Raw genomic sequence first — 12,821 nt, forward strand, 5'->3', positions numbered from 1 at the left:
GTTTCCTCTTCAGTGGGCATTGCCGGGAATCACCCGAACGCTGGCAAAGGTCTTGTCATCGAAACTCGCGCCCAGGGACGCCGCGCGAACGTGCAGGTACCAGGCGCCGTTCTGGTCGAGGGTCACCGGGGCTTCGTAGATGCCGTTGCCCACTTCAAGGGCGGCGACTTGTTGGGCCCGGGACGTCGGGGCGCGGAAGTAGCGCACCTGGACGTCCTTGACCCCGCTGCGCTGTGTTTTCTGGTGGCCCTGGACGATACGGAACCGCACGGTGTAGGGGCTGCCGAGGGCGGCGGTGGAGGTATCGAGCATGAACTCGACTTTGGGCACGCCCGGGAGCTTGGCGAGGTTCTTGTCGGGTTCAACCAGCGCCGTGAAGCAATGGATGATGTTCGGTTGGTTGAGCAGGAACGCCACGTCGAAACGCCCGGCGACTGGCAGCTTGATCCGCGAACTGTAAAGCCCGGGCTCGATTTCGCGCAGGCTGCGGTCGATGACCATGGCCGCCCGCGCCACCTGCCCGCGATTGGGGTAGCCGGACATCGGTGCGTTCATGCCTTCGGCGTAGAAGTAGGTGGTGTTGTCCACCGGGTTGACCACGAACACCGCGTTGTCGTCCCGCGACACCGCCAGGCTCGAGGCCAGCGGCAAATCACCGGCCAGCCGTGGCGCCTGAGGCCCGGCTTCGAAGCCCTGGCTGATCGGCGTGCGGCCTGCGCCCAACGACGAGAGGTTGAGCATCGTGACTTTGGCCGAGGCCAGGCCGCGGATATAGGCGTAGGCCTTGGTGAACACCACTTGGTAGGGTTCGGCGGACACGTCCAGCTCATGGATCATCGAATCGGTGGCCGCGTCGATCACCGCCGCCTGGTTTTCCAGGGTGTTGAGGACAATGCCGAAACGTCCGTCCTCGCTGAACCCCATCGGGCCCAGGCCCTGTTTCATCTTGATTACCCGGCGCACGGCCAGGCTGGCGCCGTCGATCACCGTCACGGTGCCGTCCTTGCCGTCAGCGACATACACCGCCCCGGACAGTGACGAGTACACCACCGAGAGCGGGTGTGAACCGGTCTTGAGCTGCTTGCTGATGGTCAGGCTGGCGATGTCGATGATGCTGACGGTGCCGTCGTCGCGGTTGCTGACGAAGGCGTAGCGGCTGTCTTTGCTGAAGGCGATTTCGTGGTGACCGACCCCGGTGGCCAGGTGTTTGAGCGGCTTGAGGCTAAGGGTGTCGATGATCGTCACGCCCGACTGCTCGGCCGTTTGCGCATTGTTGCCCACCCACAGCAGACGCTCGTCCGGTTGCAAGGCCACGCGCACCGGGTTGCTGCCGGCCGCGACCGAGGCGGCCAACTTGAATTGCGTGCTGTCGATCACCGCCACTTCATCGGCGGTCGGCATGGAGACGAACACCCGTTTGTTGTCCTTGGGCGTAGTCCAGTCCATCGGCGGTTTCTTGATGTCGATGCGCGCCATGGTGCTGGTGATGCCGCCCACCGACACCGACGGATCGACCACTGTGACACTGGCGTCGCGATTCATCACCAACAGGAAGTAGCTGTTCAGATCGAGCATTGGCCGTGCGCCGATGCTGGACTTCAGGAAGACGCCGACCCTGGCTTTGCAACTTTTCTCGCGGCCCTGGGCCTTGTCGGCGGCGACGGTTTCCGGATCGAGCCAGGCACCGGGATTGATGCCCGACAGCGGCTGGCCAGAGGCACTGTCACTGACGCGGAACTGCACGTCGGCAAACTCGCCTTCACGCAACACGCCGTCCTCGGCCAGCGACTTGACCTCAAGCGCCACCGACACCCCGTCACGGGAGAGGTTCTGACTGCTCCAGGTGTCCGGCAGCGCGACCTGGCTCAGCATGTCAGGCGGCGCGGTGCGCCAGACGCCGAAGCTGATCAGCGCGCCCCCGACAACCAACACGCAAACGGCGAATCCGATAGTCCTGTTCATAAAACTCTCCCCTTACAGATCTGTGCCTGCCTTGTCCTTTGTAGGAGCGAGCGGTGCGGCGATCCGACTTGCCCGCGAAGGCGTCATCTGTGACACCACCTACACCGAGGTGAACCCTTCGCGGGCAAGCCTCGCTCCTACAGGGATTGGGGGGTGTCAGCCCCCCCATCCCTGGCGTTATGGTGCCGGTGCCGGCTCAGGTTCGTTGGTCACCCGCAGCAATCCCCAAAGCCCGGCGGTGTTGCCGTAGGCGCCGTAGTCGCGGTACAGGTAATCGCCCGGTATCGCGTTGCTGCCCCCGGCGCTCGGGTGCATGAAGCTGAAGTGCGCCGCCGGCAGGATGCTTTCCCGCGCGCCGATGTACATCGACATCGGGTTGTAGCCGAACCGCACCGACCCCACCCCAGGCGTGGCCAGCGGATAACCACCGACATCGCTCTTCTCCGACTGGAACGGGTTGACCGACCAGACGTGACCGTCCAGTTGGAAGGTCGTGCCGCGACTGCCACCGGTCGGCATCATGATGTGGGTGCGGAACGGTTGCCCCGGTTTCACATACAGCACCGGTGTCTGCGGATCGCCCCCGATCAGCGCATTGCTGTAGGCCATGTGCGCGTTCGGCACGTCCCCGTAACCGGCACCGTTGGCATGCCCGAACGGCGCATCCGGCGCCAACCCGAAGCGGAACCAGATCGGCTCGGCCTTGTAGTTGATGGCCATGCTCGAGTTGTCCTGCGGATCGGTCGGTACCCCGAATCCTTCGGCGGCAATGCCTTCCACCGGCCGACCGTTGGCCCAACGGATGTTCAACGCTTTTTGCCAGACCATCGCAAAGTCGCGGTAAGTGGTCTGCCCTGGCGCCGTGACCGTTGCGTTGGTTTTGCGCGCATCCTCAACCCAGGTTGCGCCGACCGGCAGGATGGTCATCGCCCCACCCAAGCCTTTCTGCGGTTGTTTGATGAGGTCCGCCGGGGTGATATTCAGTCCGCCGAACTCCACCGCCGTGGCGTTGATGTTGTCGACACTTCGGCCCAGTTGCGTCACCGGTTTGCCTTCACGTTCCAGGTGCCCGGCGTAGTACTGATAAGTACGGGTCGGGTACGCGCCGCTGTTGCCGATGCGCGGTGGCACGGTCTGGATCGGGTTGGCGCCAACGTTAGTGCCGTCGGATTTGGTGATGTCATACGACAGCAGTTGCGCGTGCAGACCCACGTGGCTCGATGGCCGCAGCAAGTTGTTGGAGAAGATGGTCGAGCCCTGGCCACTGTTGCGGTCACGCTTGACCAGCCCTTGCATCACGGCGGTCTGGGTCAGGTCCGGCATGTTCACAGGCAAGCGGTTCTCCAGGGTGACGTTGATGCAATCACCCGCCGTTGCGCGCAATACCAGCGGTTCGACAGGCACGCCGGCTTTGAGCTTGCCGGTGACCGGATCGAGGTCGGATTTGCGCACGTACAGGATCGCAGTCGGATCATGCAACGGGCCGCTTTGACCGCCAACGGTGATGGTTTCGCCATCCTCAGGATCGACCACGGTGACCTGCGGGATATTCACCGGCCGCGAGTTGAACACCAGGGTGCCACCCGCCGGATTCAACGGCCCACCGACGTGTTGCCCGATGCCGGCCGGATCGCCGATGGTCAGGTTCAACGGATTGCGCAGGATGTCGTTGGCCAGCGCCGCCACCACTTCATAGTTGCGTTGCACGGTCGGCCGGGTGCCGATGCCGTTGGGGTTGGCACTGATCCGTGGGCAGGAGCCATCAAATGCCACGGTGTTGCGCATGCCCGCTGGTTTGGGGTTATTCGGCACGGCGAACAGATCGCTGCGCTGGGCCGTGTAGTTACGCATCACGCCCCAGATACCGTTCCAATAACCTTCAATCGAAGCGTCCATCGAGTACAGGTAATCCCCGGTGGTCGCCGCCGAGCTGGAAAGCATCGAGACCGGCGCGTTGAAGCCCATCTGCTCGGAGATACCGACCATCTGCGACGAGCGCCAGCCGGAGTTGGAGCTGTTGCCGAAGCCGGAGCCGCTTTGCAGCCATTTCACCCCGTGCAAGGTCACGTTGTGCTCTTCCTCGTGACCGCCGGCATGCACCCGCAGCCGCACGTTGTCACCGGTGTAGGTGCGCAACATCGGGGTGAACGGGTCACCCGGTTCCGCGCCGCCACGGTTGACGTGCGGTGGGAACAGCGTGGTGCCGCCGGTTGGGCCGGTGGCCGAGGTGACCAGGTTAGGCGCCAGGTTCATCGCCGGGATGGCGCGGTCGGTGCGGCTTTGCATGGCGTACGCCAGGTCGCCGCCGAGGCCGTCGGCCTGCATGCCGCGCTTGCCGTCCGGGCCGACCTTGTTCGGGTCGTACACCCGCAGGGCCAGCGGTTCGTTGCGGTAATTGACCACGAACATGCCGGGGTCATCGACCGAGATCGCCTGTGGGCATGGCCGGGTCGGGCAACCCGGCACCATGCCGCCCTGCACTTCGATAATGCCGTCGAGCAAGGTGCTGGCGTTGTTGCGCACTGGCGGGTTGATCGCGTAGCGGAAGCTGTCCGCAGTGGCCGGGAAGGCTTGCGGATTAGGCACGCCGTTCGGGCCAGCGCCCACATACACACCGGCTTCATAGGCGTGCTGGAAGTCGCTGTATTCGAGGAAGAACTCACGGAAGCTGTCGTTCTTGCCGTCGCCGTCGATGTCCCCGGTGGACACCACCGCTTGCCACGAAGTCGGCCCGCCGTCCTGACGCGCGCCGCTGTACAACGGCTCGCCGGTTTCAGCGTGGAACCAGGTGGAACCGGCCGGCTCAGCCAGCACGGTGGCGTACAGGCCAATCTGTTGGTGAGTCGATGGGCCGAGGTGGTCGTGGGTGAAAATGGTCCCCAGGCCACGGTCGACACCTTTGGCGTTCACCACCGGATCGACAAACCAGCGTTGCATTGCCGTGCGCGCCCCGACCCAATCCGCCCGGCCAAATTGACCGAAGTACGGGTGAGTTTTGGCTTTCGGACAAGCCGGCGTTCCGTCACGTGGATCGGTGCCGGTGCACTGGTTGAACTCGCGAATGGCGTGGATGCGTTCTTGCACGGCACCCGGGGAAAGCACGCCGTCTTCATAGTTCCAGCCGTTGGCCGAACCGTCGGCCGCCGTCAGGTCCCATTTCGGCAAGTGAATGTGCTGGCCGATCACGTCGGTCGGCGTGCGCACTTGATAGTCATCCATCTCATAAGTGGCCGGCACCAGGTTGGTTTGCTGGTATTGCACGCAGTCGAAGGTGTTCATGCGCATTACCAGCGGCTCTGGCGGACGCTGCTTGGTGATGACCGGCCAGGCGTCTTCCCACAGCGCCAGGATGCGCGCTTGCGGGAAGTGGTAGCCGACCTTGTTGTACACCGCATCGAACTGGATGTTCGCCGCTTTGTAGATCCGTGGACGGTCGGCGGTGAAGGCCGAGGAACCGGTGTAGGACATGCCATCGATGCGTTCGCCGCTGGCAAACTCGCCGGTGCCGGCGCTGCTGGTCAGGCGTTTTTGCCGGTCGTCCATGCACGGTTCGTAGTACGGCGCGCCGGCAATCGGCAAGGCGCCGTTGGTGCGGAAGGCCTTCGCCACGATTTGATTACCGGGCAGCAAGGCAAAGCTTGGATGGTCCTTTTTGGCGTGGAACGCCATGGCCGCCTGTTCGACTTCGGTGCCCTCTTCCGGCATGTAGATCGGTTTGGCGCGGGTCACTTCCTTGGAGAAATCCAGGGACGTGGTAATGGTGTTCGCCACGCCACCGGCGGAGAAACCGTCCAGGGAATGCCGCCCCAGGCCACCGTCCCAGCCACCGGACGAAGCCGGGTCGAGGTTGGCCCACAAGGCGTTGCCGCTGGTTTTCAAGGACTGGGCCTTGGCCGCGTCGAGCATGTCCAGCGGTGGAGTCGGTGGACGTTGGCCGACCGAGGTTTCCATGCCGCCGATCCAGAATGGATAGCCAGGGTTTTTCAGGCTGCCGTCGGCATTGCGGTTGGCTTCGCTGCGATCCACCAGGGCCAGGGAGCCGATGGCCTGAGGCCCGCCGCTGCCGCCGTGATGTTCGCCGTCGTCATCTTCTTCGTCATCGTCGTCACCACCACCGGCAACCAGGGTTTCGCCGATTTTCGGCACCACCGCGACCTTGCCTGGCATCGGCGCCATGGCTTTGCCCGGCAGCGGCACAACCGCAGGAATCGGGGTACCGGCAATGATCTCGCCATCGGGCAAGGCCCGGGCGCCCGAGGCCGGTTTGCCGCTGCGCAAGGCGTAAGGTTCGCTGTGGAAACCGTCTGTGCCTTGTTGGGAGACTTCGAGCTTCGTGCCTTCTTCAAACACGTCGTGCACCCGCCACATGCTCCACATGCCCTGGGCAAAGTGCGGGTAGAAGTGGCAGTGGTAGATCGCATCGCCCGCGACGCGGTTGCGGTTGCCCGAACCGCCGTTGGCGATTTCATAGGTGTAGCCGGCGCCCGGGCCGATGCCTTGGGCATCCACATAGTCGGAGTTGTCGTCGTTGGGGTTGAACAGCCATTGGTGGCCGTGCAGGTGGAAGATGTGTTGCTCGTGGCCGTTGTGGGTGTTGCGGAATTTGACGAAATCGCCGATGTAACTGTGGTTGACGTTGGACGGCTCCGACGGATACAGCGCCATGGTCGCCTTGACGCCGATCTGATCGGCGCGCGGAACCTGCCCTGGAAGAATGCCTTCCAGGCCGGCGTTGGCCGGTACGTCCACCAGCATCGCCACGTCGCCGACGGTGTGCGAACTGAGGAAGAATTCTTCATAGGCGCAGGACAGGCAATCGTGCATCGGCCCGACACCCAAGCGGTTGGCCACCACCTCGGCGCCCATGCCGCCGGAGCCATAGTTGATCATGAACGAGTCGCGGGTCGGCTCCAGCACGTGGGCCATCACCGGGTCTGCCCAATAAGCGGGGAATGCCTGGGTCGCGGCGGTTTCGTCCTGGAACTGCGAGGCGAAATCGCGGAACGGCTCCAGCCGATTCGGAATCGCCGGGTTGCGTTTGCCCACGGCTTCCAGCGGATAGGTTGAAGGCGGGAAGCTGCCGTCGGCGTTGCTGCCCATCACAATCGCGTCGCTTTCGCTGGAGATGATTTCATTGCCGTCGACCATGTTGATGATCGGCGTGCCGGCCTTGCCTTCACGAATCCACGGTTGGCGTTGCGGGTAGCGCGCCTGGTAATCGACGATCGGTTGACCGGCTGGGGTGCGGCCGCTGCTGGCCAGGCGCATCTCTTCTTCGGTCACGGTGTTGCGGAAGCTGCGGCCACCCTTGGGCACCACCACCACCTGGCCGAACAGGCCATTAGCAACGTTGCCGGCATCGCCTTCACCACCGAAGGTCGCGCCACGGCTGCTGGCAGCGAATGCACCTTCGCGCTCAGCAAACAAGGTGTAGGAACGAGTGCCGCCCGGGGCCACCAATGAATTGCCGTTGCGCCCGGTGTAGGAGGCGATGTCGTCGATGCTGTTGACCGCTTGCATGCCGTTGACCTGGAAGCCGACATGGCGGTCAGTGACCTGCTCATCGACTTTGAAGTCGTCCACTGCACCGACTTCGACTTCACCCTCAATCTCGCCCTCTTCTTCCTCGCCGCCGTCGTGCGAGCCGGGGTTGGCCTGATACGCCAGCAGGTTCTGCAGGTTGATGGTCAGGCAGTCACCGGCGGCCACACGCAACACCAAGGGGCGCGGACGCTTGTCGGGACGCAGCGAGACTTTGCCCGGCACTGCCGCACCGCCCTGGGCCAGGGACACATTATGGTCGTCGACCACGTCGCGGCGCAGGGCGAACATCATGCCATTGACGTTTTGCGCGCCGAGGCGGTTGAACATCAGCGGCTGATCCAGTGCCACGACGTTCGCCACCAGATTGCGCTCGCAGCGCAGGGCTGCTTCAGCCAGCTCGATGCCAAACATCGACGCCACCATCAGCGCAAATTTAAACAAGGACGAAGCGTACGGTATGCCGGTCATGATCACGGGCCTCGCTGTGGGTGCTCACAGGGAATAATTCTCGACAAATCCCCTTGAGCAATCCGCATGCCATAAAAAATTCAGTTATTTTTCAGTTACTTGAAGCAACGACTTAACAACCCGGGGGATTATTCCCCACTTATTCCCCACTTTTTCCGGGGGCATCAGAACCTCCCCCAACACTCAAATCCCGTAGCAGCTGTCGAGCTTGCGAGGCTGCGTTCGGCGGCGAAGCCGTCGTAAAACCTGAATGCGAGGTTTCCTGAAACACCGCGTAGCCAGATCTCACGACGGCTTCGCCGCCGAACGCAGCCTCGCAAGCTCGACAGCTGCTACGAGGCGAATGCGGTCTTCGGTCAGTGGTACAAATCGGGTTGCCCCACATATGGGGGATCCCCCCCATCACAGCGGTGCGTCCATGGCCAGGCCCTGCAAGCGGCGGTATTGGCGCAAGACGCTGGGCACATAACGCTGGGTTTCAGCGAACGGCGGGACCACTCCGCCACGGCTCAGCACCGCTTGTGGCCCGGCGTTGTAGGCCGCCACGGCGAGGGTGATGTCGTTGTCGAAGAGGGTCAGCAGGCGCTTGAGGTATTTGGCCCCGCCCTGGATGTTGGCTTTGGGGTCATAGACGTTTTTCACCCCCATTTCCCGGGCGGTATCGGGCATCAATTGCATCAGCCCACCGGCGCCTTTGGGGGACGTCGCATCCGAGTTGTAGCGGGACTCTTCGCGGATGACGGCGTGCAGCAACGCCGCCGGTAGTTCATTGGCCGTGGCGGCCGCCGAAACCAGCTCTGCATAAGGCTGTCTGGCAATCATCTGGGGCTGCTGATCGAGGCCGACCAGCGAGGATTGGGGTTCGTGAATGACCCGTTCATAGGTGCGGCCGGGACGGTGGACATTGGACAGCACGTAGCTGCCCTTGGCGTCCACGGAAACGAACACATCGGCCTGTACGACGCTCGTCAGCAGCAAGCAGCCGAGCAGTCCTGTGGTGAGTGTTTTCATTATTTTGCCTCCCCTGCCCGGCCCCGAAAAATGGGGGTAATGCCCCAATGGCCGGTAGTAAACAAGCCATACGCAAGCACTGTGCCGAAAGCGCAAAGGCCCGGATTACAGGGGTTTCGCAAGGATGAACGGGGCTGAGCATGGCAATTGCATAGGACTTCAAGGCGACCCTTCTGCCGACTGTGTGAGGTCATCATGAATCAGCGTTTGCGTTCCGCCCCGCGTACTCAAAGCGGGTTCACCCTGCTCGAACTGTTGGTGGTGCTGGTGGTGCTGGGGCTGTTGGCCGGCATCGTCGCGCCGAAGTATTTCGCCCAACTGGGCCGCTCCGAAGTGAAGGTGGCCAAGGCGCAAATCGAAGGCCTGGGCAAGGCACTGGACCTGTACCGTCTGGAGGTCGGCCATTACCCGTCGACCGAACAGGGATTGCAGGCACTGGTCACCGCGCCGAGCGATGAAACCAAATGGACCGGCCCTTATTTGCAGAAAAAACTGCCGCAAGACCCGTGGGGCCGTAACTACAACTACCGCTACCCCGGCGAAAACGGCGAATACGATCTGCTGTCCATGGGCAAGGACGGCCAACCCGGCGGCGAAGGCGAGAACGCCGAAGTCACCAGCTGGCAATGACGGGGGTGGCGACCATGCGCTTTCATCTAAAGGCCGTGGGCAAGGCCGGCGTGGTCTCGATGACCGTCGAGGCCCAAGGGGACAGCGAAGCCCGGCGCATCGTCGAAGACCAGGGTTTACGGGTCGTCAGCCTGCACGCCGAGCGGCACTGGCGCGCGTTGCGTTTGCAAAAACGCGAGACCTTCAACCTGGTGTTGTTCAGCCAGGAACTGACCACCTTGCTCAATGCCGGCCTGCCGTTGATCGATGCGCTGGAAAGCCTGGCGGAAAAAGAGAACGCGCCACAGGCCCGTAAAACCCTGAGCGAACTGGTGCGTCTGCTGTATGAAGGCAAATCGTTCTCCCAGGCATTGGCCCAGCTGTCGGCGGTGTTCCCTCCGCTCTACGTGGCGCTGGTGCAGTCCAGCGAGAAGACCGGCGCCGTGGGCGATGCCCTGGGCCGTTATGTCAGCTATCGCCAGCGCATGGACGAGGTCCGGCAAAAAATCGTCAGCGCGTCGATCTACCCGCTGCTGTTGCTGGTGGTCGGCGGTGGCGTGGTGTTGTTCTTGATGGGTTACGTGGTGCCGCGCTTCAGCCTGGTGTTCGAAGGGCTGGGGTCGAACCTGCCGTGGCTGTCACAAGTGCTGATGAGCTGCGGTATGTTCCTGCATGCCCACCAGGGTGAATTCTTCGGTGGTTTGGCGGCAATTATCGTCGCCCTCGGTTTCCTCCAGCGCCAACCGGCCTTTCGTCGGGGCGTCGACCGGGTGATCGAAAAACTCCCGGCGGTCCATCAACGCATCTTCATGTACGAACTGGCGCGCTTCTATCGCTCCCTGGGCATCCTGCTGCAGGGCGGCATCCCCCTCGTCACCGCCATGGGCATGGTTCGCGGCCTGCTCACCCCTGCCTCCCGCGTGCGCCTGGACCAGGCCTGCGAACGGGTGCGTGAGGGTCAATCGCTGTCGGCCGCGCTGGAACTCAATCACCTGGTGACCCCGGTGTCCCTGCGTTTGCTGCGCGCCGGCGAACAGTCCGGCAACCTCGGGCAGATGATGGAGCGCAGCGCCGACTTCTACGACGAAGAAATCAGCCGCTGGATCGAATGGTTCGTGCGGCTGTTCGAACCCTTGCTCATGACCTTCATCGGCCTGCTGATCGGGGTCATCGTGATCCTGATGTACATCCCGATCTTCGAGCTGGCCTCGAGTATTCACTGACGCGACGGAACAGCGTCGGGTTGTACCGTTCATCGTTCATCCACGTTGCAACTGAATTAATCAGCGCGCTGTGGTGTTCACCTTTTGAATCGAGCAGCAAGTTGCATTGTTCATCAACGTTCCAACCTGAATAAGAAGACGGAGAACGACATGCACATCAACAAGCTTTTACTGGCAGTAGCGATTGGCGCAGTTCTGTCGGCGTCTACCGTATTGATCCCGGACAGTTTGTCCGGGGTGTCGAGTGCCCAGGCCAGGGACGGTGGTAGTGGTGGCGGTGGAGGTGGTGGTTCTGGCGGCGGTGGCGGTGGTCATGGCGGCGGTGGATCTGGCGGCGGTGGCGGCGGTCACGGCGGCGGTGGATCTGGCGGCGGTGGCGGCGGTCACGGCGGCGGTGGTTCTGGTGGTGGCGGTGGAAGCGGTGGCGGCGGCAATGGCGGTGGTCACGGTGGAAGCGGCAGCGGTGGCGGTGGCAATGGCGGCGGCCACAGCGGGAACGGCAATGGCGGCAACAGCGGCAGCGGTCACAGCAGCAGCGACCATGGTTCGGGACATTCCGGCAACACCGCCTCATCCTCCTCTGGGCGCAGCGGCACTCACGCCGAACCGGGTGACGATCATGGGGTTCATCGCTCGGGTGAAGTGGGCGACGACCACGGCGTGCATCGTTCCGGTGAAATCGGTGATGACCGCGGTGTTCATCGCGCTGGCGAGGTCGGCGACGACCGCGGCGTGCATGTCGGTGGCGAGCCAGGCGATGACAAAAGGACCTGATAGACGCTGACCTTCAAAACGCCACAAATCCCCTGTAGGAGCGAGGCTTGCCCGCGAAGGCGTCGTATCAGTTAACACTCGTGTTGAATGTCATGACGCCTTCGCGGGCAAGCGTCGCTCCTACAGGAATGGTGTGATCCGACGCTCTACAACCCACCCTCAACCCGATCCAGCCGCTCGCGCAGAAACTCGATCAACGCCTGCACCGGCCGCGAACTCTGGCGATGCTGCGGATACACCGCCGACAACGTCAGCGGCTGCGGGCGAAACTCATCCAGCACCGGCACCAGCCGCCCCTCCTTCAGCGCCGAGCCGACAATGAACGTCGGCAAGTACGTAATGCCCATCCCGGCCACCGCCGCATCCTTGAGCAACTCACCGTTGTTGACCCGCATCCTGCCCGTCACGTTGACAGTCAGCGGCTTGCCCTGCCCTTCAAAACGCCATTGCACCTGACGCCCGTGGCCGTAAGGCAGGCAGTCATGGCTGTGCAAGTCTTCGGGTTTGAGCGGCGTACCGCGCTCGGCCAGGTAAGTCGGGCTGGCGCAGTACACCCGCTGAATCGAGGCGATACGGCGGGCGATCAGGGTCGAGTCTTCCAGGATGCCGATGCGCAACGCCAGGTCGTAACCCTCGCTGAGCAAGTCCACCGGCCGATCGCTCAGATCCACTTCCACCGTGACATCGCGATAGCGCTGCAAAAACAATGGCAGCAGACACCCCAAGTGCGCCAGCGCAAACGACAACGGCGCGCTCACGCGAATGGTGCCGCGCGGCTCGGTGGTCTGGCCGGCGATGCCCTGCTCCACCTGCTCGACTTCGCCCAACAGACGTAACGCCGACTCGTAATAGCTCTGGCCCAGCGGCGTGACGTCCAGCCGTCGTGTGGAGCGATTGAGCAACCGCACGCCCAGGCGCTCTTCGAGTTGCATCAGGCGACGGCTGACAAACTGCTTGGACAGGCCCAATTGATCGGCGGCCGAGGTGAAGCTGCCAGAGTCCATGACCTGGCAAAAAATACGCATATCTTCGAACGGGTTCATTGTCACGCCCTGGTTGACAGTCAAACACTTTATAGCCGCTTTTTCCCTTTTGGGCGACCTATTAATCTGTGTTCCAACCCAACACCTGTAGGAGCTGTGTAGGAGCTGTCGAGTGAAACGAGGCTGCGATCTTTTGATCTTGTTTTTTTAAAGATCAAGGTCAAAAGATCGCAGCCTCGTTTCACTC

At 62.7% G+C, this 12,821-nt stretch carries 7 protein-coding genes; 3 read left to right on the forward strand and 4 right to left on the reverse strand.

Annotated elements, in window-relative coordinates; all coding sequences use genetic code 11:
- Positions 1–9: 9 nt before the first annotated feature.
- From ACA049_RS19995 to ACA049_RS20005, 3 genes are all read right to left on the reverse strand, one after another.
- The gene (locus tag ACA049_RS19995) at positions 10–1,962 is read right to left on the reverse strand and encodes a YncE family protein (protein ID WP_497329197.1); all 1,953 of its coding nucleotides are present in this window, start codon (positions 1,960–1,962) and stop codon (positions 10–12) included.
- A 177-nt stretch (positions 1,963–2,139) separates the two neighbouring features.
- Positions 2,140–7,974, reverse strand: coding sequence for a manganese-oxidizing multicopper oxidase MnxG (gene mnxG, locus ACA049_RS20000; RefSeq protein WP_497329199.1), 5,835 nt, complete (start codon positions 7,972–7,974; stop codon positions 2,140–2,142).
- Between the two features lie 402 nt (positions 7,975–8,376).
- A complete protein-coding gene (locus ACA049_RS20005; protein ID WP_010455720.1) occupies positions 8,377–8,985 on the reverse strand; it encodes a lytic transglycosylase domain-containing protein in 609 nt (202 codons plus the stop codon).
- A 195-nt stretch (positions 8,986–9,180) separates the two neighbouring features.
- Here ACA049_RS20005 and gspG point away from each other — a divergent pair, with 195 nt between their 5' ends.
- The 3 genes from gspG (at position 9,181) to ACA049_RS20020 (ending at position 11,591) form a co-directional block, all read left to right on the forward strand.
- The gene (gene gspG / locus ACA049_RS20010) at positions 9,181–9,615 is read left to right on the forward strand and encodes a type II secretion system major pseudopilin GspG (protein ID WP_094471703.1); all 435 of its coding nucleotides are present in this window, start codon (positions 9,181–9,183) and stop codon (positions 9,613–9,615) included.
- 14 nt (positions 9,616–9,629) lie between these two features.
- Positions 9,630–10,817: a type II secretion system F family protein gene (locus ACA049_RS20015; RefSeq protein WP_497329201.1), complete on the forward strand. Its 1,188-nt coding sequence runs from the start codon at positions 9,630–9,632 to the stop codon at positions 10,815–10,817.
- 150 nt (positions 10,818–10,967) lie between these two features.
- Positions 10,968–11,591, forward strand: a complete 624-nt coding sequence (locus tag ACA049_RS20020) for a hypothetical protein (protein ID WP_497329203.1) — start codon at positions 10,968–10,970, stop codon at positions 11,589–11,591.
- A 146-nt stretch (positions 11,592–11,737) separates the two neighbouring features.
- On the opposite strand, the gene ACA049_RS20025 is transcribed toward ACA049_RS20020, so the two are convergent.
- Positions 11,738–12,634, reverse strand: a complete 897-nt coding sequence (locus tag ACA049_RS20025; RefSeq protein ID WP_497329205.1) for a LysR family transcriptional regulator — start codon at positions 12,632–12,634, stop codon at positions 11,738–11,740.
- Between the last annotated feature and the right edge of the window lie 187 nt (positions 12,635–12,821).

It is taken from the genome of Pseudomonas sp. LBUM1662 (assembly GCF_059695915.1).

Excerpts from the sequence above, each read along its gene's own strand:
- gspG (WP_094471703.1), top strand. The coding sequence starts at position 9,181 with ATGAATCAGCGTTTGCGTTCCGCCCCGCGTACTCAAAGCGGGTTCACC.
- ACA049_RS20015 (WP_497329201.1), top strand. The coding sequence starts at position 9,630 with ATGCGCTTTCATCTAAAGGCCGTGGGCAAGGCCGGCGTGGTCTCGATG.
- ACA049_RS20005 (WP_010455720.1), bottom strand. The coding sequence starts at position 8,985 with ATGAAAACACTCACCACAGGACTGCTCGGCTGCTTGCTGCTGACGAGC.
- mnxG (WP_497329199.1), bottom strand. The coding sequence starts at position 7,974 with ATGACCGGCATACCGTACGCTTCGTCCTTGTTTAAATTTGCGCTGATG.
- ACA049_RS19995 (WP_497329197.1), bottom strand. The coding sequence starts at position 1,962 with ATGAACAGGACTATCGGATTCGCCGTTTGCGTGTTGGTTGTCGGGGGC.
- ACA049_RS20025 (WP_497329205.1), bottom strand. The coding sequence starts at position 12,634 with ATGAACCCGTTCGAAGATATGCGTATTTTTTGCCAGGTCATGGACTCT.
- ACA049_RS20020 (WP_497329203.1), top strand. The coding sequence starts at position 10,968 with ATGCACATCAACAAGCTTTTACTGGCAGTAGCGATTGGCGCAGTTCTG.